Source organism: Pseudomonas sp. GCEP-101 (assembly GCF_025133575.1).
Classification (GTDB): Bacteria; Pseudomonadota; Gammaproteobacteria; order Pseudomonadales; family Pseudomonadaceae; genus Pseudomonas; species Pseudomonas nitroreducens_B.
In genome coordinates this window covers 5,148,781-5,170,964 of record NZ_CP104011.1, presented here as the reverse complement: position 1 = coordinate 5,170,964, position 22,184 = coordinate 5,148,781, and the positions used below count along the sequence as shown (strand labels likewise).

At 69.3% G+C, this 22,184-nt stretch carries 12 protein-coding genes; 7 read left to right on the top strand and 5 right to left on the bottom strand.

Translation table 11 applies throughout. From position 1 onward, the window contains the following. Positions 1 to 7,800 carry a non-ribosomal peptide synthetase gene (locus N0B71_RS23430; RefSeq protein ID WP_259755213.1) on the top strand — a complete coding sequence of 2,600 codons (7,800 nt, stop codon included), beginning with the start codon at positions 1 to 3 and terminating at the stop codon, positions 7,798 to 7,800. After that, the gene (locus tag N0B71_RS23425) at positions 7,797 to 8,759 is read left to right on the top strand and encodes an alpha/beta hydrolase (protein ID WP_259755212.1); all 963 of its coding nucleotides are present in this window, start codon (positions 7,797 to 7,799) and stop codon (positions 8,757 to 8,759) included. The genes N0B71_RS23430 and N0B71_RS23425 overlap by 4 nt, the downstream gene beginning before the upstream one ends. An 866-nt stretch (positions 8,760 to 9,625) precedes the next feature. On the opposite strand, the gene N0B71_RS23420 is transcribed toward N0B71_RS23425, so the two are convergent. Continuing rightward, entirely contained in the window at positions 9,626 to 10,687 is a 1,062-nt protein-coding gene (locus N0B71_RS23420; RefSeq protein ID WP_259755210.1) for an ABC transporter substrate-binding protein, read from the bottom strand. Positions 10,688 to 10,945: 258 nt separating this feature from the next. On the opposite strand from N0B71_RS23420, the gene N0B71_RS23415 reads away from it, so the two are divergent. The 4 genes from N0B71_RS23415 to katE all read left to right on the top strand — a co-directional run bounded on the left by N0B71_RS23415 (position 10,946) and on the right by katE (position 17,469). Further along, entirely contained in the window at positions 10,946 to 12,562 is a 1,617-nt protein-coding gene (locus N0B71_RS23415) for an ABC transporter permease (RefSeq protein ID WP_311197175.1), read from the top strand. Continuing rightward, positions 12,559 to 13,386 carry an ABC transporter ATP-binding protein gene (locus tag N0B71_RS23410; RefSeq protein WP_259755209.1) on the top strand — a complete coding sequence of 276 codons (828 nt, stop codon included), beginning with the start codon at positions 12,559 to 12,561 and terminating at the stop codon, positions 13,384 to 13,386. The genes N0B71_RS23415 and N0B71_RS23410 overlap by 4 nt, the downstream gene beginning before the upstream one ends. A 165-nt stretch (positions 13,387 to 13,551) precedes the next feature. Next, on the top strand, positions 13,552 to 15,162 hold the full coding sequence (locus tag N0B71_RS23405) for an arylsulfatase (RefSeq protein ID WP_259755208.1): 1,611 nt from the start codon (positions 13,552 to 13,554) through the stop codon (positions 15,160 to 15,162). Between the two features lie 168 nt (positions 15,163 to 15,330). Then, positions 15,331 to 17,469, top strand: a complete 2,139-nt coding sequence (katE, locus tag N0B71_RS23400) for a catalase HPII (RefSeq protein WP_259755207.1) — start codon at positions 15,331 to 15,333, stop codon at positions 17,467 to 17,469. 420 nt (positions 17,470 to 17,889) lie between these two features. On the opposite strand, the gene N0B71_RS23395 is transcribed toward katE, so the two are convergent. Both N0B71_RS23395 and N0B71_RS23390 read right to left on the bottom strand, forming a co-directional pair. Beyond that, the gene (locus N0B71_RS23395) at positions 17,890 to 18,840 is read right to left on the bottom strand and encodes a class I SAM-dependent methyltransferase (RefSeq protein ID WP_259755205.1); all 951 of its coding nucleotides are present in this window, start codon (positions 18,838 to 18,840) and stop codon (positions 17,890 to 17,892) included. Next, on the bottom strand, positions 18,837 to 20,213 hold the full coding sequence (locus N0B71_RS23390) for an iron-containing redox enzyme family protein (RefSeq protein WP_259755204.1): 1,377 nt from the start codon (positions 20,211 to 20,213) through the stop codon (positions 18,837 to 18,839). The genes N0B71_RS23395 and N0B71_RS23390 overlap by 4 nt, the downstream gene beginning before the upstream one ends. 262 nt (positions 20,214 to 20,475) lie before the next feature. Here N0B71_RS23390 and N0B71_RS23385 point away from each other — a divergent pair, with 262 nt between their 5' ends. Next, positions 20,476 to 21,609 (top strand): carboxylate-amine ligase, encoded by a 1,134-nt coding sequence (locus N0B71_RS23385; protein ID WP_259755202.1) that lies wholly within the window; start codon positions 20,476 to 20,478, stop codon positions 21,607 to 21,609. 40 nt (positions 21,610 to 21,649) lie between these two features. Here the strand turns inward: N0B71_RS23385 and N0B71_RS23380 are convergent, their stop codons facing one another. After that, a complete protein-coding gene (locus N0B71_RS23380) occupies positions 21,650 to 21,790 on the bottom strand; it encodes a hypothetical protein (protein WP_259755201.1) in 141 nt (46 codons plus the stop codon). Between the two features lie 30 nt (positions 21,791 to 21,820). Beyond that, a complete protein-coding gene (locus N0B71_RS23375; RefSeq protein WP_259755200.1) occupies positions 21,821 to 22,180 on the bottom strand; it encodes a DUF3509 domain-containing protein in 360 nt (119 codons plus the stop codon). Positions 22,181 to 22,184 lie beyond the last annotated feature (4 nt).

Sequence of the window (22,184 nt, the reverse complement as noted above, 5' to 3'; positions counted from 1 at the left end):
ATGAACCAGCCGATGGATGCGCAGCTGAAACAGGTCGCGGAGCGCCTGGGCGCGCTGCCCGAGGACAAGCAGATCCTCTTCCTGCGACAGCTGCGCGATAAAGGCGTGAGCCTGTCGCGCCTGCCAATCCTGCGCGAGGGGCGCGAGCGCGCGCCGCTCTCGGCGGCCCAGGCGCGGCTGTGGTTCCTCTGGCAGATGGAGCCGCACAGCGCCGCCTACAACATTCCCGCCGCCGTGCGCCTGCGCGGCGCGCTGGACGAAGGTGCGCTGGCGCGGGCCTTTGCCGCGCTGATCGCGCGCCATGAAAGCCTGCGCACGGTGTTCCGCAGCGCAGATGGCCGGCACGATGATCCGCCGCAAGGTGACGTGATGCAGTGCATCCTGCCGCCGGGGCCAGCGTATCTGGAGACGACGGATTTTTCGGGCGAAACCGAGGCGCGGCAATGGCTCAACGACTGCGCCCAGCGCCCCTTCGACCTCGCCGACGGCCCGCTGCTGCGCCTGCACCTGGCGCGCCTGCCGGGCGAGGCGCTGCTGCTGGTGAACCTGCACCACATCATTGCCGACGGCTGGTCCATCGGCGTGCTGATCGATGAGTTCGCGGCGTTGTACAGCGCGGACGTCCAAGGCGCACACGCCGATCTCGAACCCCTGCCGGTCCAGTACAGCGACATCGCCCGCTGGCAGCGCCTGTGGCTGGCTGCGGGCGAGGGCGAGCGGCAGCTGGCCTACTGGAAGGACCAGCTGGGCGATGAATCGCTGCTGCTGACCCTGCCGGGCGACCGTCCGCGGCCGCTGGTGCAGAGCTATCGCGGCGCGACGCTGGACTTCGAGCTGCCGCGCGCCCTCGGCGATTCCCTGCGCGAGCTGGCGCGGGGGCAGGGCGCCACGCTGTTCATGCTCATCCTCGCGGCCTACCAAGTGCTGCTGTCGCGCTACAGCGGCCAGCGCGAGCTGCGCGTCGGCGTGCCCATCGCCGGCCGGGGCCGCCCCGAGAGCGAGCGGCTGATCGGCTTCTTCGTCAACACCCAGGTGCTGTCGGCGCGCATCGATGGCGACCAATCCTTCAACGCCTTCCTCGCCCGCACCCGCGACGCGGTGCTCGGCGCCCAGGCCAATCCGGACCTGCCGTTCGAGCAACTGGTGGATGCGCTGCAACCCGAGCGCAGCCTGAGCTACAACCCGCTGTTCCAGGTGGCCTGCAACCACCAGCCGAGCCGCCGCGACGCCCTGCGCGAACTGCCGGGCGGCCTGCAGCTGGAGAGCCTGGAACTGGACAGCGGCATCGCCAAGTTCGACCTGACCCTGAACACCGAGGAAAGCCGCGACGGCCAGGTGCGCGGACAGTTCATGTACGCCGCCGACCAGTTCGACGCGGCGACTATCGCGCGCCTCGGCGAGCACTTCCTCAACCTGCTGCACGGCATCGTGGGCGACCCGCAATGCCCGGTGGCGCGACTGCCCCTGCTGGGCGGCAGCGAGCGCGAGCAACTGCTCCACGGCTGGAACGCCACCGCGCTGGACTACCCGCGCGACGCCTGCCTGCACCAGCTGATCGAGCAGCAGGTGCAGCGCTCGCCGGATGGCGTGGCGCTCACCGACGGGCAGCGCAGCCTCCGCTACGCCGAGCTGAACCGCCGCGCCAACCGCCTCGCGCACTGGCTGCGCGAGCAGGGCGTCGGCCCGGACAGCCGCGTCGGCGTCGCCCTGGAACGCTCGGTGGAGCTCCCGGTGGCGCTGCTGGCGGTGCTCAAGTCCGGTGGCGCCTACGTGCCGCTGGACCCGGAGTTCCCCGCCGAACGCCTGGCGCACATGCTCGAAGACGGCGGCGTGCGCCTGCTGCTGACCCAGCAGCACCTGCTCGGCGAGCTGCCGCAGACCGGCGCCCACGCCTTCTGCCTGGACCGCGACTGGGCGCTGCTGGAGGGCTACGCCGACAGCGACCTGCCGAACCTCGCGCGGCCCGACGACCTCGCCTACGTCATCTACACCTCCGGCTCCACCGGCAAGCCCAAGGGCGTCGCGGTGCGCCACGGCGGGGTGGTCAACTTCATGCTCAGCATGGCCCGCGAACCCGGCCTCGATGCGCAGGACCGCGTGCTCGCGCTGACCTCGCTGTCCTTCGACATCTCCGCGCTGGAGCTGTACCTGCCGCTGCTGGTCGGCGGCCGCGTGGTGCTGGTGGACCGCGACGTCGCCCGCGACCCGTCGCGCCTGCTCGGCGTGGCGCTGGAGCAGGGCGTGACGGTGATCCAGGCGACCCCAAGCACCTGGACGCTGCTCAGCGGCCACGAGGACTTCCCGCGTCTACGCGGCTGCCGCTTCTTCTGCGGCGGCGAGGCGCTGTCCGCCGAGCTGGCGGACAAGCTCACCGCGCAGACCGAAGCCTTGTGGAACCTCTACGGCCCCACCGAAACCACCATCTGGTCGGCGGCCTGGAAGATCGACCAGGGCGCCCGCGCGCTGCTCGGCCAGCCCATCGGCAACACCCGGCTGTACATCCTCGATGGCGAGCTGCAACCCGCGCCGATTGGCGTGGCGGGCGATTTGTACATCGCCGGCGACGGCCTGGCCCGCGGCTACCACGGACGCCCGGCGCTGACCGCGGAGCGCTTCGTCGCCGATCCCTACGCTAGGGAAACCGGCGCGCGCATGTACCGCACCGGCGACCTCGCCCGTTGGCGCGCCGACGGCGTACTGGAGTACCTCGGCCGTATCGATCACCAGGTGAAGATCCGCGGCTTCCGCATCGAGCTGGGCGAGATCGAATCGTGCCTGCTGGGCCAGCCCGGTGTGCGCGAGGCGGTGGTGATCGCCCGCGACACGGGCCAGGTGAAGCAACTGGTGGGCTACGTGACCGGCCCGATCGAGAGCGACCTGCGTGCCGCCTTGCTGGAAGCGTTGCCGGACTACATGGTCCCCGCGCAGATCGTCCCGCTCGAGCGCATGCCGCTGACCCCCAACGGCAAGCTCGACCGCAAGGCACTGCCGGAGCCGGACTTCAGCCAGCTGCAGAAGACCTACCGCGCGCCGCAAAGCCCGCGCGAGCAGACCCTGGCGGGCATCTGGTGCGCGGTGCTGGGCCTTGAGCGGGTGGGGCTGGACGACAACTTCTTCGAGCTGGGCGGCGACTCCATCGTCTCCATCCAGGTGGTCAGCCGCGCCCGTGCCGCCGGCCTGCACCTTCGCCCGAAGGACCTGTTCCAGCACCAGACGCTGCAGGCGCTGGCCCGCGTTGCCGGTGATTTCGTCGCGGCCGATGCGCCGGTTGCCGCTGCCGCCATCGAGGCGCCCGACGCCGCGCAAGTGGCTGCGCTCGGACTGGAGCCAGAGCAGATCGAGGACCTCTATCCGCTGTCGCCCATGCAGCAGGGCATGCTGTTCCATGGCGTGGATGGCAGCGAGGGCGGCGTCTACGTCAACCAGCTGCGCGTGGAGGTGCAGGACCTGGATGTGGAGCGCTTCCGCGCCGCCTGGCAGGCCGCGCTGGATGCCCACGACAACCTGCGCGCCAGTGTGCATTGGGAGGGGCTGGACCAGCCGGTGCAGGCGGTGCACAGGCACGTCGAGCTGCCGCTGGAGGTGCTCGACTGGCGTGGCCGCGAGGACATGGACGCCGCGCTGGGCGAACTCGCCGCCGCCGAGCGCAGCCGCGGCTTCGACCTGGCGCGGCCACCGCTGCTGCGCCTGGTGCTGGTGCGCAGCGGCGAGGCCAGCCATCAACTGGTCTATACCCATCACCACCTTCTCCTGGATGGCTGGAGCAACGCCCAGCTGTTCGCCGAAGCACTGCGCCGCTACAACGGCGAGACCATCGCCGAGCAGGGCCGCTACCGCGACTACATCCACTGGTTGCAGGCCCAGGAAGCCCAACAGGCCCAGGACTTCTGGAGCGCGCGCCTGAACGGTTTCGCCCAGCCCACCGTGCTCGCCGACAGCCTGGCGCGCCCGGCGGACGGCAGCGGCCACGGCCTGGAATACAGCCGCTACGACGCGGCGGCCACCGAGCGCTTCAAGGCCTTTGCCCGCAGCCAGCGGGTGACGCTCAACACCCTGGTGCAGGCGGCCTGGATTCTCCTGCTGCAGCGCTACACCGGCCAGCAGCGCGTGGCCTTCGGCGCCACCGTGGCCGGGCGGCCCGCGCAACTGCCCGGCGCCGACAGCCTGCTGGGCCTGTTCATCAACACGCTGCCCATCGTCCAGGCGCCGGCCGAGCACGCCGACCTCGGCGACTGGCTGCGCGAGCTGCAGGCCTACAACCTGGAAGTGCGCGAGTTCGAGCACACGCCGCTGTACGACATCCAGCGCTGGGCCGGCCAGGCCGGGCAGGCGCTGTTCGACAGCATCATCGTGTTCGAGAACTACCCGGTGGACGAGGTACTGCGCAGCGCCCGGGGGCTGCGCTTCGGCGAACTGAAGTCGAAGGACGAGACGAGCATCCCCATGGACCTGGCCGTGCGCGTCGGCGAGCGCCTGGAGATCGAGTACCAGTACCTGCGCGCGCACTTCAGCGCCGACGCGGTGGCGCGCCTGCGCGGCAACCTGGAACAGGTGCTGGACAGCCTGCTGCACGGCGCCGGCAAGCGCATTGGCCAGCTGCAATGCCTGTCCGCCCGCGACCGCGAGGCCCTGGCGGCCTGCCGTGGGCCGCACCAGCTGCTGCCGACGCCCGAACCGGTGCACCTGGCCATCGCCCGCCAGGCTGCCCAGCGCGGCACGGCCGTGGCCCTGATCTGCGGCGCCGAGCAGCTCGACTACGCCACGCTGGAGCGCGACTCCAACCGCCTGGCCCATCGCCTGATGGCCCTCGGTGTAGGCCCGGAAGTCCGCGTGGGCGTGGCGCTGCCGCGCGGCGTGCGCCTTCCACTGGCGCTGCTGGCGGTGCTCAAGGCCGGCGCCGCCTACGTGCCGCTGGACGCCGAGTACCCGCGCGAGCGCCTGGAATTCCAGATGGCCGACGCCGGCATCGCGCTGCTGATCACCGACAGCCGCCTGCGCGCGCGCCTGCCGCTGCCGGCGGGCGTGACCTGCCTGGAGCTGGATGGCCTTGACCTCACTGGCGAAGACTGCGACCTGCCGGTGGTCGCGCTGGAGCCGGAAAACCTCGCGTACCTGATCTACACCTCCGGCTCCACCGGCAAGCCCAAGGGCGTGGCGGTCAGCCATGGCCCGCTGGCGATGCATTGCGCCGCCATCGGCGAGCTGTACCGGATGGACGCGGCGACCCGCGAGCTGCACTTCATGTCCTTCGCCTTCGACGGCGCCCACGAGCGCTGGCTGACCACCCTGGTGCACGGCGGCGGCCTGGTGCTGCGCGGCGACGAGCTGTGGACCCCGGAACAGACCTACCGCGTGCTGCACGAGCAACAGGTGAGCGTGGCGGCGTTCCCGCCGGTGTACCTGCAACAACTGGCCGAGCACGCCCTGCGCGACGGCAACCCGCCGCCGGTGCGCATCTACTGCTTCGGCGGCGACGCGGTGCCCAACGCCAGCTTCGAACTGGCCAAGCGCGCGCTGCGGGCCGAGCACCTGATCAACGGCTACGGCCCCACGGAAACCGTGGTCACGCCGCTGCTGTGGAAGGCCGACCGCGATACCGCCTGCGAGGCCGCCTACGCGCCCATCGGCAAGGGCGTCGGTGCGCGCACGCTGTACATCCTCGACGAGCAACTGCGCCAGGTGCCGCTGGGCGTGGCCGGCGAGCTGTACATCGGCGGCGAGGGGCTGGCGCGCGGCTACCATGCGCGCGCCGGGCTGACTGCGGAGCGCTTCGTCGCCGACCCGTTCAGTGCCGGCGGCGGGCGGCTCTACCGGTCCGGCGACCTGGTGCGCGGCCGCGCCGATGGCGTGATCGACTATGTCGGGCGCATCGACCACCAGGTGAAGATCCGTGGCTTCCGCATCGAACTGGGCGAGATCGAAGCGCGCCTGCAGGACCACCCGCAGGTCAGCGAGGCGCTGGTGGTGGCCCGCGACGGTATCAGCGGCAAGCAACTGGTCGGCTACGTGGTGGGCGAGGCGGACGGCGATGCGCTGCGCAGCTTCCTGCGCGCGCAGGTGCCCGACTACATGGTGCCGGCGCAGATCCTGCGGCTGGAGCGCTTCCCGCTGTCGCCCAACGGCAAGATCGACCGCAAGGCCCTGCCCGAACCGACCTGGCAGGGCGAGGCCTACGAGGCCCCACGCAACGAGCGCGAACGCGCCCTGGCGGTCATCTGGCAGGAGGTGCTGCAGGTCGAGCGCGTGGGCATTCGCGACAACTTCTTCGACCTGGGCGGTGACTCCATCCTCAGCCTGCAGATCGTCTCCCGTGCCCGCCTGGCGCTGGGCGAGGGCGTGGAGATCCGCCTGCGCGACCTGTTGCAGTACCAGACCATCGCCGGCCTGCTGGAGCGCGCCGGGAGCGTGGCCGAGGCAGCGTCCACAGCGACCGTGGCAGCGGCTGACGATGGAGAGTCCTTCGGCCTGGTGCCGATCCAGCAGTGGATGTTCGAGCAGCAGCTGGAGGAACCGGATCACTTCAACCAGGCGGTGCTGCTGGAGTGCCGCCAGCACCTCGTCGCCGAGGCGCTGGAAGCGGCGCTGCAAGGCCTGTTGGCCGAACACGGCAGCCTGCGCCTGTCATTCGCCCGCGGGGCTGACGGCCTGTGGCGCCAGCGCACGCGTGAGGCCAGCGAGATCACCGGCACGCTGCTCTGGCAGCGGCAGGCGGCGAACGCCGAGGAGGCGCTGCTGATCGCCAACCAGGCGCAGCGCAGCCTGGACCTGGCTGAAGGCCGCCTGCTGCGCGGCGTGCTCACCGACCTGGCCGATGGCACCCAGCGCCTGTTGCTGGTGATCCACCACCTGGGCGTGGACGGCGTGTCCTGGCGCATCCTGCTGGAGGAGCTGCAGCAGCGTTACGCGGCGCAGCTCGCCGGCGTGCCGGCGCCCCGTTTCTCGCGCACCAGTCCGTACCGCGCCTGGGCCGAAGGCCTGCGCGAGTATGCCGACAGCCAACTGGCCCAGGCCGACCTGCCGTACTGGCTGGAGCAGACCGACGCCGCCGGCCTGGGCGAGCCGCAGCGCGACAACCCGCGCGGCGCCGCGCGCATGGCGTACCTGGAGCAGGTGTTCCTGCGCCTGGATCGGCAGCAGACCCAGCGTCTGCTGAAGGTGGCGCCGGAGGCCTATCGCACGCAGATCAACGACCTGCTGCTGACTGCCCTCGGCCGCACCCTGTGCCAATGGTGCGACAGCGAATCGGTGCTGATCGCCCTGGAGGGCCACGGCCGCGAGGACATCCTCGAGGGCGTCGACCACAGCCGCACCCTGGGCTGGTTCACCAGCCTGTTCCCGCTGCGCCTGACACCGGGGCAGGGCGGCTACGCCCAGGCCATCCCGGCGATCCGCCAGCAACTGCGCGCGGTGCCGGACAAGGGCATCGGCTACGGCGCCCTGCGCTACCTGGGCGACAGCGCGCTGCGCCGTCAGCTCGCCGCCCGCGCCGAGCCGCGCGTCACCTTCAACTACCTCGGCCAGTTCGACCAGAGCTTCGATGACCAGGCGCTGTTCGTGCCGCTGCAGGAGAAACCCGGCGACACCTACGCCGCCAGCACGCCGATGAACAACTGGCTGGAAATCGTCGGCCAGGTCTACGACGGCGAGCTGACCCTGCGCTGCCTGTTCAGCCGGCGGGTATTCCGTCCGTCGCGCATCGAAGCGCTGATGGCGCAGTTGCGCACGGAACTGGAGGGGGTGATCGGCCATTGCTGCGCCCAGGTGGAAAGCACCGCGCGCCAGGAGCGAGCCACGGTATGAATGCATTGATGAATGAGGTGGGCATGCTGCACCCGGAGATTTCCGCCTTCCTGGACATGGTCGACGACGGCCGCCGCACGGGCCGCTCGGCGCTGCACGAACTGCCGCTGGAGCAGGCGCGGCAGGACTTCGAGGCTTCCTCGGAATCGCTCAAGGCCGGCGCGCCGTCGATGCCGGTGGAGAACCTGCTGATCCCCGCGCGGGAGGGCCGGCAGTTGCCGGTGCGCCTGTATCGGCCGGTGGGCTCCAGCGACGCGGCGATCCTGTATTTCCACGGCGGTGGCTACACCGTGGGCAGCCTGGATTCCCATGACGGCCTGTGCCGGTGGCTGGCCAGGCACTGCGATTGCGCGGTGATCTCGGTGGGGTATCGCCTGGCGCCGGAAGCGCCGTTCCCCGCAGCCGTACGCGATGCGCGCGATGCCTGGAACTGGCTGCTGGGCTCGGCCACCAGCCTCGGCCTGGACCCGCAGCGCCTCGCTGTGGGTGGCGACAGCGCGGGCGCTGCGCTGGCCACCGTGCTCTGCGCCGAACTGGCGGGCGAAGGCGCCACGCAACCGTGCGCGCAGCTGCTGTTCTACCCGGCCACCGATGCCAGCGCGCGCAGTGAGTCCCAGGAGCTGTTCGCCGAGGGCTATCTGCTGGAAACCGCCAGCCTGGACTGGTTCTACCAGCAGTACGTGCCTGACGTTGCGCAGCGCCGGGATTGGCGTTGTTCGCCGGTGCATGCGGGGGCGGTCCTGCAGGGCTGCGCGCCGGCGTTGCTGTTCGCGGCGCAGTTCGACCCATTGCTGGACGAAGGCCTGGCCTACGCCCAGGCGCTGGTGGCGCAGGGCGTGGAGGTGGAGGCGCAGCGCTGTTGCGGCATGACCCATGACTTCCTGCGCATGGGCAACCTGGTGCCGGAGGTGGAGGGCTATTACCGACGTGTGGCGGACTTCCTGGCGGCTCGCTGGTAAGCCAGCGCTGCACCGACTGTAGGAGCGGACTTCGTCCGCGATCGCGTGCATGGCACGCTCCTACAGGTTGGCTGCGGTTCGTGTAGGAGCGGGCCATGCACGCAATCGGTCATCCGCTCCGAGCCACGGTGGTACCGGTCGGGACGATGGCAGGAGGTGGTTCGCGAGCAAGCTCGCTCCTACAGGTTGGCTTCGGTGTTTCGGTGGACGTAGGAGCGGACTCCGTCCGCGATCGCGTGCATGGCACGCTCCTACAGGTTGGCTGCGGTTCGTGTAAGAGCGGGCCATGCCCGCGATCCGTCGGCAGGGCCGGCGGTGGCTGTCGCGGCGATCTTCAGGGCTGCTGCGTCGGTTAGGGTGTTCATGCGCCGCTTCGACGTGCGCGGGGACTTCCTGTTTCGCCCCCTCGGGCGACCTTCTTTGGCAAACGCCCCAAAGAAGGCAAAGGTCTTGCCCCGGACATCCGGTTTTTCGCTTAGGCGAAAAATGCCCTCGGTCCATCGCAGTTCCAGGGGCACGCCGCGACAGGCCATCCCTGGCCCATCGCGGCTCTCGCGGCATCCATGCCGCTCAACCCCTGGAACTCCGATTCCACTCGGCCTCCTGAACGGGGCGTCCGGCGCGTGCGGATATTTCTCTGGAAACCTTCAAGAGACAGAGCGGTGCTGATCCTGTAGGTCCTGTAGGTCCTGTAGGAGCGAGCTTGCTCGCGAACCGCCCAACACTGACCCCCCCTGTACCAGCGGACATTGTCCGCCATCGCGTGCATGGCACGCTCCTACAGGTGGGGCGCGATCGCGCGCGTAGCGCGCTTCTGTCAGGCATGGTCATCTCGCGCACCGGCGAGACGCCGGTGCGCGCGTCTGTCACTGAATCGCCGCCACCGGCTGTGCCGCCAGTTGCCGGCTTGCGGCGTCCTGCAGGGCGGGGGCTGCCCAGTCGGCGGACTTGAAGTCGCGGCGGATCAGGCCGAAGGACTTGGCCGCGGCGATCGATGCGTCCAGGCGGCCGAGGAAGTCGGCGTCCAGCTTCGGCGAGAGCACGCCCGCCAGCGGGCGGCCCTGGTATTCGCTCTTGAAGATCACCGCCGGGTAGCTGGCCTGCTGGGACACGAGGTCAATGTAGGCGTCGCGGTTGGCCTCGGTGCTGGCCCATTGCACCGCTTGCAGTTGCACCTTGAGCAGGCGCTCGACGATGTCCGGGTGGGTGTCGACGAATTCGCCGTTGCCCACCAGCAGGGCCTGCAGGGTGCCAGCGCCGCCGAGGTCCTGGGTGCTCAGCGGGATCTCCGCCAGGCCTTTGTCGCGCAGGGCGAACAGGCCGGCCAGGCCCCAGGTGGCGTCGATCTGCTTGGCGGCAAGGGCGGCGAGGGCGGCGCTGAAGTCGAGGTTGATGACCTTCAGGTCCTTCTCGCTCAGGCCGGCGCTGGCCAGGGCGTTGTCGAACGACAGCTGGCTGGCGGTGCCGCGGAAGATGCCGACGCGCTTGCCCTTGAGGTCGGCCAGGGTCTTGATGCCCGAGCCGGGCTGCACGCCCAGGTAATGGTTCACCCCACGCGCGGTGGCGGCCAGCAGGCGGCTGTCGAGGCCACTGGATTTGCCGATGATCGCGGCCAGGTCGCCCAGGTAGGCGAAGTCCACCTGGCCGTTGGCGAAGGCCTCGTTGACCACCGGGCCGGCACCCTTGAAGAAGCTCCACTTGACCTGGATGCCGTCGGCGGCGAATTCCTTCTCCAGCAGTTGGCGGGTGTAGAGGACATCCACCACCCCGCCGCCGGAGTGATTCTGCCCGGCGCTGACGTCGGGCACGGCGATGCGGATTTCCTTCACTGGCTCGGCGGCCTGGGTAATCAGCGGATAGGCGCCGAGCAGCCCGGCCAGCACCGGCGCGGCGAAGAGGGACAGCAATTGGTTGGTGAGGGCCTTCATGGCGCCTGCCTCCTGCAGTGGGGGGAGCGCATGTGGCTCCGGCGCCCGCACTAAAGGCATGTCTGCGTCCATCAACAAAATAATAAAAATTCATTTTTTAGTAATTATTCGAGCTAAGCGAGGCGTCATCGGCGTTCGCGGGCAGATGCCCGCAGGGCATAAAAAATATTCGGCGAATGCATTGGATGCAGGCGGGGGGCTTCCCTTAAATGGCCTGTGTTAGCTCGTAAATGCATTGATGCGATTATTTATATTCCAATGAAGAATATCACCAAGCCCTATCGCCTTGCTCTTCCCGCGCCACGCCTGAGGCCTCCCACGTTGGGCTGGCGGGGCGTGGAGACCCTCCTGCCGTGGCTGGTGCCGCTGGCCATTGGCGTGCTCTGGTGGACGGCCAGTCATCGCCACTGGATGTCCGCGCAAATCCTGCCCACCCCCGAACTGGTGTGGCAGGCCGGGCGCGAACTGCTGGCGAGCGAGCTGTGGCAGCAGTTGGGCGTCAGTTTGAAACGTCTGCTCTGGGGCCTGCTGGCCGGCATCCTCAGCGGGCTGGCACTGGGCGCCTGGCTCGGCTTCAGCCGCCGCGCCGAGCGTCTGGTGCTGCCCACCTTCAGTGCCCTGGCGCAGGTCCCGACCCTGGCCTGGATTCCGCTGTTCATGCTGTTCTTCGGCATCGGCGAACTGCTCAAGCTGGTGGTGCTGATCAAGGCCATCATCGTGCCGGTGACGCTGCACACCCTGGTCGGCGTGCGCGACGCCCAGCCGCGCCTGCGGGAGGCCGCCGCCGTGCTGCGCCTGTCGCGTCGGCTGCTGCTGTGGCGGCTGATCCTGCCGGCGGCGCTGCCGGCGTTCCTCACCGGCGTGCGCCTGGCGCTGGCGCAGGGCTGGACGTCGCTCCTGGCCGTGGAACTGCTGGCCTCCAGCGAGGGCATCGGCTACCTGATGGTGCAGGCGCGACAACTCTTCATGCTCGATATCGTGTTCGTCTGCATCCTGGTCATCGGCCTGGTGGGTGCAGCCATGGACCGTGGCATCCAGGCGCTGGACCGGCGCCTGGTGCACTGGCCGCAGCAGGCCGCCGGCGAGCTGCGCCGCAGCCAGCCGGGGCGCAGCGGCGCAGGGCAGGGGTGGGAGCGCCTGCAGCCCTGGCTGTTGCCGCTGGGCCTGCTGGCGATCTGGCAGGCGGCGAGCGCGCTGGAGTGGGTCGATCCGTCGATTCTCGCCAGCCCCGCGTCGGTCGCGGTGGCACTGTGGGAGGGGTTGCTGGACAACAGCCTGACCGTCGCGCTGCTGGCCAGTCTGCAACGCACGCTCGCCGGCCTGCTGCTGGGCGGCGCGCTGGGCTTCCTGCTCGGCCTGGGGCTGGGATTGTGGCGTCCGGCGGAGCGGCTGTTCGGCCCGTCCTTCGCGGCGTTGCGGCAAGTGGCGATCTTCGCCTGGGTGCCGCTGCTGACCGCCTGGTTCGGCCTGGGTGAACTCGCAAAGGTCGTGTTCGTCGCCCTCGCCGCGTTCTTCCCGCTGCTGCTGGCGACCCAGCGCGGCATCGCCAGCCTGCCGGCGCAACTGACCGAGGCGGCCATCGCCCTGCGCCTGTCGCCCTGGCAGCGGCTGCGCCGGCTGGTGTTGCCGGGCGCCGCACCCTCGGTGTTCGCCGGGGTACGCCTGGCGCTGATCTATGCCTGGCTCGGCACCATCGGCGCCGAGTACTTCATGCCCTCGGACGGCGGCATCGGCAGCCTGATGATCGGCGCGCAACAACTCTTCCGCATGGACCTGGTCGGCGCCGGCATGTTGCTGGTCGGCCTCACCGGAGCCCTGCTGGCCGCCCTCGGCCAGCGCATCGAAGCGCGGGTGACGCGCTGGAGACACGCATGAACGCATTCGCATCCCAGGCCCTGGTGAGCTTTCGCCAGGTGGCCAAGAGCTTCCCCGTGGACGGCCGCGAGCTGCAGGCCATCGAACGCTTCGACCTGGAGATCGCCGACGGCGAGTTCATCGCCATCGTCGGCGCCAGCGGCTGCGGCAAGTCCACGCTGCTGCGCCTGCTGGTGGGGCTGGACCGCGAGTTCCAGGGCGAGATCCGCATCGATGGCGCGCTCATCGATGGCATCGGCGGCGAGCGCGGCATCGTGTTCCAGGAGCACCGCCTGTTCCCCTGGCTGAGCGTGGAGCAGAACGTCGCCCTCGGCCTGGTCAACGAACCGCTGAGCGACACCGGCAAGGCCGCCAAGGTGGCCGACTATCTGCAACTGGTGGGTCTGAGCGCGTTCGCCCGCGCCTACCCGCACCAGCTTTCCGGTGGCATGGCGCAGCGCGTGGCGATTGCCCGCGGCCTGGTGGCCAGCCCGCGCATCCTGCTGCTGGACGAACCCTTCGGCGCGCTGGATGCGCTGACCCGCCAGCAATTGCAGGAAGAACTGCTGCGCATCCGCCAGCGCGAGCGCATCACCACCGTGCTGGTGACCCATGACGTGGAGGAGGCGCTGTTCCTCGCCGACCGCGTGGTGGTGATGGCGCCGCGGCCGGGGCGTATCAAGCGCATCGTCGAGGTGCCGCTGGCACACCCGCGCGAGCGCGGCGGCTACGACTTCCTGCGCCAGCGCGAGGCGCTGCTGCACGAGCTGACGGGCGAGGGCGACTACGTCGCGCCGCAGCCCAGGCGGGTGGAAGACCTGCCGTTCGAGTTCATTGCCTGCTGACCTGAAGAACCCTCACCCCAGCCCTCTCCCAGCGGGAGAGGGAGCCGTCCTCTGCCAACCGGGAAGCACGGAGTTGATCCTCGTGCCGATCAGTCCCCTCTCCCTCTGGGAGAGGGTTAGGGTGAGGGCGCTCTGGAAACACTGACCATCAGAACGAGAGCCCCCATGAGCAAACGCCCCAACTTCCTCGTTATCGTCGCCGACGACCTCGGCTTCTCCGACCTCGGCGCCTTCGGTGGCGAGATCGCCACGCCGCACCTGGACGCCCTGGCTCTCGATGGCCTGCGCCTGACCGACTTCCACACCGCGCCGACCTGCTCGCCGACGCGCTCGATGCTGCTGACCGGCACCGACCACCACATCGCCGGCATCGGCACCATGGCCGAGGCGCTGACCCCGGAGCTGGAGGGCAAGCCGGGCTACGAGGGCTACCTCAACGACCGCGTGGTGGCGCTGCCGGAGCTGCTGCGCGAGGCGGGCTACCAGACGCTGATGTCGGGCAAGTGGCACCTGGGCCTGAAGCTCGAGCAGGCGCCCCACGCGCGCGGCTTCGAGCGCTCCTTCTCGCTGCTGCCGGGCGCGGCCAACCACTACGGCTTCGAGCCGCCCTACGACGACAGCACGCCGCGCATCCTCAAGAGCACGCCGGCGCTGTACGTCGAGGATGACCGTTTCATCGAGGAGCTGCCGGCGGACTTCTATTCCTCCGACGCCTTCGGCGACCGCCTGATCGATTACCTCAAGGAGCGCGACCAGAGCCGGCCGTTCTTCGCCTACCTGCCGTTCTCCGCGCCGCACTGGCCGTTGCAGGCACCCAAGGAGGTGGTGGACAAGTACAAGGGGCGCTACGACGCCGGCCCCGAGGCCCTGCGCCTGGAACGCCTGGAGCGGCTCAAGCAGCTGGGCCTGATCGACGCCGACGTGAAGGCGCACCCGGTGCTGGCCATCAGCAAGGAATGGGCGCAGCTGAGCGACGAGGAGCAGGCGAAATCGGCGCGGGCCATGGAGGTCTACGCGGCGATGGTCGAGCGCCTGGACTGGAACGTCGGCCGCGTGGTCGAGTACCTGCGCCAGCAGGGCGAGCTGGACAATACCTTCGTCCTGTTCATGTCCGACAACGGCGCCGAGGGCGCGCTGCTGGAAGCCTTCCCGCGTTTCGGCCCGGACCTCCTGAGCTTCCTCGACCAGCACTACGACAACAGCCTGGAGAACATCGGCCGGGCCAACTCCTACATCTGGTACGGCCCGCGCTGGGCCCAGGCGGCTACCGCGCCGTCGCGCCTGTACAAGGCCTTCACCACCGAAGGCGGCATCCGCGTGCCGGCGCTGGTGCGCTACCCCGCGCTGCAACGCCAGGGCGAGATCAGCCATGCGTTTTCCACGGTGATGGACATCACCCCGACCATCCTCGACCTGGCTGGCGTGCGCCACCCCGGCAAGCAATGGCGCGGCCGCGAGGTCGCCGAGGTGCGCGGCAAGTCCTGGCTGGGCTGGCTCTCCGGCGAGACCGAGCAGGCCCACGACGAGAAGACCGTCACCGGCTGGGAGCTGTTCGGCATGCGCGCCATCCGCCAGGGCGACTGGAAGGCGGTGTACCTGCCCGCGCCGGTCGGCCCGGCCACCTGGCAGCTCTATGACCTGGGCCGCGACCCCGGCGAAACCCAGGACCTGGCCCAGAGCGAGCCGGCAAGACTGCAGGCGCTGATCGAGCACTACACGCGGTACGTCAACGAGACCGGCGTGATCGACGCGCCGCCGCCGTTCCTCGCGCGCTGATCGCACGCATCCACCACAAGGCCCCGGAGCAACCCTCCGGGGCTTTGTCATTGCGCACCGCTGGTAAAAAAGCCTGAACTCCTCCGGCTTCGTTTCACCCAAGGGATAGGTACAAGACCGAGGCCGCCCCCATGGCGGCCGTTCACCTGGGATGAGGAGCGACGTTTCATGGCCAAGCAACCTGGCAACGAAGCCGGCAAACAGAGCGAACTGGCAGGCACCGGCACCGCCGATCGCGGCAACACCAACGAGAAGCTCGAGCAGCTGGAGCGCTACCGCGAGGACGCCACCGGCGAGGCGCTGACCACCAACACCAACGTGCGCATCGCCGACAACCAGAACAGCCTGCGCGCCGGTGATCGCGGACCGTCGCTGCTGGAAGATTTCATCCTGCGGGAGAAGATCACCCACTTCGACCACGAGCGGATTCCCGAGCGCATCGTGCATGCCCGTGGCGCCGCGGCCCACGGCTACTTCGAGTCCTACGACGACTGGAGCGCGCTGACCAAGGCCTCCTTCCTCGGCAAGGGCGGCAAGCAGACGCCGGTGTTCGTGCGCTTCTCCACCGTGCAGGGCCCGCGCGGCTCGGCCGATACCGTGCGCGACGTGCGCGGCTTCGCGGTGAAGTTCTACACCGACGAGGGCAACTACGACCTGGTGGGCAACAACATGCCGGTGTTCTTCATCCAGGACGCCATCAAGTTCCCAGACTTCGTCCACGCGGTGAAGCCCGAGCCGCACAACGAGATCCCCACCGGGGCCTCGGCCCACGACACCTTCTGGGACTTCGTCTCGCTCACGCCGGAGTCCGCGCACATGGTCACCTGGGCCATGTCCGACCGCGCCATTCCCATCTCCCTGCGGCACATGCAGGGCTTTGGCGTGCACACCTTCCGGCTGATCAACGCGGCGGGGGAAAGCTCGCTGGTGAAGTTCCACTGGAAGCCCAAGTCCGGCGTCTGCTCGCTGGTCTGGGACGAGGCGCAGAAGCTCGCCGGCAAGGACCCGGACATCCACCGTCGCAAACTCTGGGAGGACATCGAGAGCGGCGACTATCCCGAGTGGGAGCTGGGTGTGCAGGTGATCCCCGAGGCGGATGCCGACCAGTTCGACTTCGACCTGCTCGACCCGACCAAGCTGGTGCCCGAGGAACTGGTGCCGGTGAAACTGCTCGGCCGCATGGTGCTCAACCGCAACCCGGACAACTTCTTCGCCGAGACCGAGCAGGCCGCGTTCCACCCCGGCCACATCGTGCCGGGCATCGACTTCACCAACGACCCGCTGCTGCAGGGCCGGCTGTTCTCCTACACCGACACCCAGCTGCTGCGCCTGGGTGGGCCGAACTTCAACCAGATCCCGATCAACCAGCCGCTGTGCCCGTTCCACAACAACCAGCGCGACGGCCTGCACCAGCACATGGTGCACAAGGGCCGAGCCTCCTATGAGCCGAACTCCATCGATGGCGGCTGGCCCAAGGAGACCCCGCCGGCGGCGCGCCAGGGCGGCTTCAGCAGCTACCACGAACCGGTGAACGGGACCAAGGTGCGGGTGCGCGCCGACTCCTTCGCCGACCACTTCAGCCAGGCGGCGCTGTTCTATCACAGCCTCAGCGAGGTGGAGCAGGGTCACGTGGCCTCGGCTTACGCGTTCGAGCTGTCGAAGGTGGAACGGATGTCGATCCGTGAGCGCGAGGTGAACGAGATCCTCGTCAACATCTGCCCGAAACTGGCGGAGAAGGTGGCCAGCCAGATCGGCGTCACGGTGACCGCCAAGCCCGCCTCGGTGCCGCAGCCCACGCTGTCGCCGGCGCTCAGCCAGGTCAACCTGCTCTCCGGCGATATCCGCTCGCGCAAGGTGGCGATCCTGATTGCCGACGGGGTGAGCGAGAGCGACGTCAGCGACCTGATCGATGCGCTGGAGAAGGGCGGCGCATCGGCCAAGCTGATCGCCCCCAGTGCCGCGCCAGTCAAGGCTGCGAGCGGCGCGGAGCTGATTCCCCATGCCAGCTGGGACGGGCTGCCGTCGGTGGTCTTCGACGCGGTGTTCGTGCCCGGCGGTGCGCCGGTGACGCAGCAGATCAGTGGCGATGGCCGCGCGCTGCATTACCTGCTGGAAGCCTACAAGCACCTGAAGCCGTTGGCGTTTGCCGGCGATGCGCAGGCGCTGCCGGGGCAGCTCGGATTGGCGGCGGATGAAGGCGTGATCCAGGGCGGTTCGGCGACCGATGTGTTCGCCCCGTTGGAGGCGGCGCTCAAGCAGCACCGCGTCTGGGCGCGGGAGCCGCAGGTGGCGAAGATTCCGGCGTAAGCCGGGCTCGCTCGAGAGGGGTTGTCGTTTGGCAGCGCACTGGCAGCGAAGAGCCCCTCTCCCTAACCCTCTCCCGGAAGGGAGAGGGGACTGTCTGGCGCGAGTGGAAGCCTCCGTGCTCGCCGGTTGACGCTTTCTCGCGCGAGATTTCCCGAAACTGTAGGAGCGGGCCATGCCCGCGATTGTCCGGGTGTGAGCCGGTGGTTCCGGCAGACGCGGGGGCTCCGGTCGCGGGCGTGGCCCGCTCCTACAGGGGGGCGATCCCTTGGGGTTGAAGTAGCAGACCGTAAGGCGATTGCCCGGGTGTGAGCCGGTGGTGCCGGCAGGCGCGGAAGCTTCGGTCGCGGGCGTGGCCCGCTCCTACAGGGGGCAGACGTAGGGCGAATAACGCCGTCAGCGTTATCCGCCGCTCCTGCGCGATCACGCCAGGCGCTTCACCGTCAGGGTCACCGCTGCGATGCGTTCCGCGTCGCGGTACGCGGCGCTGTCCAGTTCCTCGCCGAAGACGTCCGGGTCCATTTCCTCGTAGCGCCAGCTCACCGGCCGGTCGGCCAGCAGCGCGTCGACCTGCCTGCGCAGCGGCGCGTCGCCGTTGATCACCGCGGCGCCGGTGTAGAGCAGCAGGGTGCCGCCCACCGTGAGGCGCTCCAGCGCCGTCTCGACGATGCGCAGCGACAGGCCGCCACCGTAGTCGCCGCCGCCATGGCGGTAGGTGCGTTCGTCCGGGTCGAGCAGATAGGGCGGGTTGGCGACGATCAGGTCGAACTGCCCGTCAACGCCGTCCAGCAGGTTGCTCTGGCGGATCTGCAGGTCATCGATGCCGGCGAGGTAGGCATTGGCGCGGGTGAAGTCCAGGGCGCGTGGGTTGATGTCCACGGCGCTGACTTCCGCCTGCGGGCAGGCCTGGGCGATGAGGATGGCGCCGGGGCCGGCGCCGCAGCCGATGTCCACTGCGCGGCGCACGGTCCCGGCGTCTGCCTGCTGGAAGAACTGCTGCAGCGCGCGGGCGAAGCGGTAGGTGTCCGGGCCGAAGAACACCGCGTCGTGTTCGACGGTCGGGTAGGCCGAGTGGGCGAACAACTGGTCGTCCAGGCTCGACCAGCGCACCGCGCTGCGCCATTGGCTGTCCTGGCGTTGCAACAGGCCGCCGGTTTCCAGCAGCGCCAGCAGGCGCTCGCTCACCACAGTGTCGGGGAATAGCCGGCTCCAGCCGAACACGCCGTGCAGATCCTCGGCGACCTGGTTCTGCGGGCGCGCGTTGACCCGCGCGTGGGTCGCGGGGGTGACGGTGGTGAAGTGGTAATCCTGTGCCTGCAACTCCTGGCCGAGGGTGATCAGCACCTCCAGCCGCGAGTCGAAGAATGAAGTCATGGTTCGATCCCCAGTTTATCGGTGTAGATGCGCGTGGCCAGCAGCCCGGCTGGCGTCCAGTGGCGATGCGGTGCCATCAGGGCGACCAGCCGCTGCATGCGGCTGCGCGGCGAAAGGGTGGACAGCTCGCTCAGCAGCGCGCGTTCCTCGGCGGCGAATTCCGAGCGGACCGGCGCGGGCTCGGCACTGGCCTTCTCGCTGCCGCTCCAGGGGTTGCGCGGCGGCGGTTCGCTCCAGTCGCCGGCGATCCAGTCGTGCAGCAACTGCCGTTCGTAGGGCGTGAACACGCCGAACATGACGGCGCTGTCGCCGCTGATGAGGTTCCACAGGCGGCTGTGGGCCGGGTCCTGGTGGCGCTTGATCCAGCCCTGGCGTTCCAGCGCCGCGAGCAACTCGCCCATCCGCCCGGGGCCCGCCATCCACTGGTTGACGGTGCGCCCGCCGATGCGCGCGCGGTCGTCGTGCATCTGCTTGGCGAAGGGCCGCTTGCGTTCGAGCATGGCGATCACTTCGGCGTCCAGGTCGAAGCCATCGAGAAGCTGCCGGTTCGACAGGCCGGCATCGTTGAGCCGGTAGCCGGCGTGCACGCGGCGCAGGAAGGCGTCGCGGTCGGCCAGGTGCGGCAGGTTCGCCTGCAGCGCCTGAAGGGCTTTGCGCCCGTGGCCGCTGGCGGCGTTGTCGATGGTCACGTGGAGGCGGAAGTACTCCGGGTCGATGCCCAGCTCACGCAGTTCGTAACTGGTGATCATCAGGTGCAGCGGCGGCAGTTCGTAGCCCAGGTTGTAGCCCAGCACCTCGGGCAGGTAGGCGTCGCTCAGGTAGCCCAGCGCAAGCTGCACGACGCCCTGCACGTAGTGCGCATCGCTCAGCTCGAGCGGCGTGTCGCAGCCCAGGGTGTCGAGCAGGCGCTGGTAGATCAGCACATGGTTACGCGCGGGAATGCCGTGGCCGAGCTCTTCCAGGCAGATGTGCACCAGGGGCAGCAGCCGCGGCTCGCTCCAGTGGGCTAGCACGCCGTAGAGCCAGGCGCCATCCACGTGCTTGGTGGGGGCGACCGCCTGGAGAAAGTGCAAGGCGTGGGCGCGGTTGCGGAAGTGCCGGCGCGGCGCGCCGTCGCGGCGTTCGCCGAGGTAGGCGGCATAGGCTTGCGCGCTGCGTTCGGCGCGGTTGGTCAGCCAGTCGTCCCAGCGCTCGGGATCGCTGGGCAGTTCATCGTCGTCGGCGGCGCGCTGCAGGTCCAGCTGCGCATCGAGGAAGGCGGCAGCGCTGTCCAGGTGGGCTTCCGGTTGGCGCAGCAGGGCGTGGTACAGGTCGCCAATGGAGCGATGCTCGCGGTGGGAGGCGACGGCATTCGGGGCGGCAGGTGGCGTCATGCAGGGCTCCTCGAGCGAGAAAGTGGTGGTCCTTCCTTTGCGAGTGGATGGGCGGGGAAAGGTTTCAACTAAACGCCGAGCTGCGCGGGCCAGCGGGTTCGCTCCCACGAGGCGCAGCACCGCAGCGCCCCTGTAGGAGCGAGCTTGCTCGCGAACCGCACGGCAGCGGCTTTCCAACGGGCGACGAAGCCCGTGGCACAAAGACTGAACGCCACCGCGCCGTCTCGCGTCCCAGACATAACCGTCACCTCCGAGGTCCGCCATGCCCGCACGCGCCGCGCTGCCCCGATTCGGCATCGAGGAAGAATTCTTCCTGCTCGATCCCGCCAGCCTCGATCTGGCGCGGGCGGTGCCGCTGGGTTTTACCCACGCCTGCCGTGGCGTGCTGGGCGATGAGGTGGCCGAGGAAATGTTCCTCTGTCAGTACGAGCTGGTCAGCCCTGTGCTGCGCCACCTCGACGAGGCCGCTGCCTTGCTCCACGACCGCCGCCGGCGCCTGCGCGAGATCGCCGCGTCCCACGGGCTGCAAACCCTCTGCGTCGCGGCTCATCCGTTCACCCGGCTGCATCGCCAGGCGCCGGCGTTCCACCCGCGCTACCGGCACTTGTTCGACGAGCAGGGTGTGGTGGCACGGCAGAGCCTGCTCAGTGGCCTGCACGTGCACGCGGAGGTGCAGGGCATCGATCGTGTGCGGGTGATGAACCGCGTGCTGCCGTGGATGCCGCTGCTCCTCGCCCTGAGTGCGTCGTCGCCATTCTGGGGTGAGTGCGATACCGGGCTGGACAGCTATCGCCAGTCGTTGTGCGGCGAGTGGCCGCGCATGGGGCCGCCGCCACGCTTCGCCGATGAAGCGGCTTGGCGGCGCTACGTCGCCGTGCTGCTGCAGAACGGCCTGATGGACGAGCCCGGCCACACCTGGTGGTATGTGCGGCCCTCGGCGCGCTACCCGACCCTGGAGCTGCGCATCACCGACGCCTGCCCGCGCCTCGACGAGGCGCTGTGCATCGCCGGGTTGTTCCGCTTGCTGGTGGCCCAGGCGCGGGAGCCGTTGGAGAGCGAGGACCCGCACTGGCAGCAGGCACGGCAGGCGGAAAACTTCTGGCAGGCGCGGCGGCATGGCTGCGCCGGGCGCTTCCTGGTTCGGGACGACAGGCTGGTCGGCGCGCACGAGTGGCTGGAGCAGGCGCGGGCAGCGGTCGAACCCTGGCTGGACGAGGAGGGCGAGCGACTGTTCGACCGCGCGCGGCGCATCATCCAGGTGGGCAACAGCGCCCAGCGGCAGCGTGCGGCGTACGCGGCCGCCCTGGCCAAGGGGCGGTCGGAAAAGGCGGCGTGGCGCGCGGTGGTGCGGCATCTGCTGGAAGAAAACCGACGGCCGCCCGACTACAGGGACTGACGGCGGCCGCCGGAAATACCTTCCCATCGTCTGTATCGACTCAGGCGGGCCCCTCCTTGAGGCCATCCTGATGGGCGGCGGACAGGTGCGGCTCCTGCCGGCTGTCCTCGGGTTCGATGTTCACCAGTTCCTCCAGCGACTCCTCGCGGGTCACTTTCGGATCGGGATCGGGCGTATCCATGGGCGTTTTCATCGGTACCTCGCTTGCCGGCTACTTGCCGGCGAGGGCGCGCAGGCGGGCGCCCGCCATCACCACCTTGCGCGGGCGGTGGGTGGGGTTCACCGGGACGAAGGTCTGCAACTCGATGCGCTTGAGGAACCAGTCGACGTTGTCTTCCTCCAGCGGCCCCTCGATGGTCATCAGGTCCCGGCGGATGCGCTCCACCAGGTTGTTCAGCAGCACGGCGTTGCGCTGTTCCTCCTGCTGGATGACGCGGGACATCAGGCGCTTGCCCTTGGCGTTGCGCAGGCTGATCAACACCGTCCCGTCGGGGCGGTCGATGAATTGCGGGCGGTAGTCGGTGAACAGGTGGCTCAGGTGCTCGATGGCAGTGTCGTGGCAACTGGACATGTCG

Coding starts and splice junctions, on each gene's coding strand:
- katE (WP_259755207.1), top strand. CDS start 15,331: ATGGCCAAGCAACCTGGCAACGAAGCCGGCAAACAGAGCGAACTGGCA.
- N0B71_RS23430 (WP_259755213.1), top strand. CDS start 1: ATGAACCAGCCGATGGATGCGCAGCTGAAACAGGTCGCGGAGCGCCTG.
- N0B71_RS23395 (WP_259755205.1), bottom strand. CDS start 18,840: ATGACTTCATTCTTCGACTCGCGGCTGGAGGTGCTGATCACCCTCGGC.
- N0B71_RS23405 (WP_259755208.1), top strand. CDS start 13,552: ATGAGCAAACGCCCCAACTTCCTCGTTATCGTCGCCGACGACCTCGGC.
- N0B71_RS23375 (WP_259755200.1), bottom strand. CDS start 22,180: ATGTCCAGTTGCCACGACACTGCCATCGAGCACCTGAGCCACCTGTTC.
- N0B71_RS23390 (WP_259755204.1), bottom strand. CDS start 20,213: ATGACGCCACCTGCCGCCCCGAATGCCGTCGCCTCCCACCGCGAGCAT.
- N0B71_RS23410 (WP_259755209.1), top strand. CDS start 12,559: ATGAACGCATTCGCATCCCAGGCCCTGGTGAGCTTTCGCCAGGTGGCC.
- N0B71_RS23425 (WP_259755212.1), top strand. CDS start 7,797: ATGAATGCATTGATGAATGAGGTGGGCATGCTGCACCCGGAGATTTCC.
- N0B71_RS23385 (WP_259755202.1), top strand. CDS start 20,476: ATGCCCGCACGCGCCGCGCTGCCCCGATTCGGCATCGAGGAAGAATTC.
- N0B71_RS23380 (WP_259755201.1), bottom strand. CDS start 21,790: ATGGATACGCCCGATCCCGATCCGAAAGTGACCCGCGAGGAGTCGCTG.
- N0B71_RS23420 (WP_259755210.1), bottom strand. CDS start 10,687: ATGAAGGCCCTCACCAACCAATTGCTGTCCCTCTTCGCCGCGCCGGTG.
- N0B71_RS23415 (WP_311197175.1), top strand. CDS start 10,946: ATGAAGAATATCACCAAGCCCTATCGCCTTGCTCTTCCCGCGCCACGC.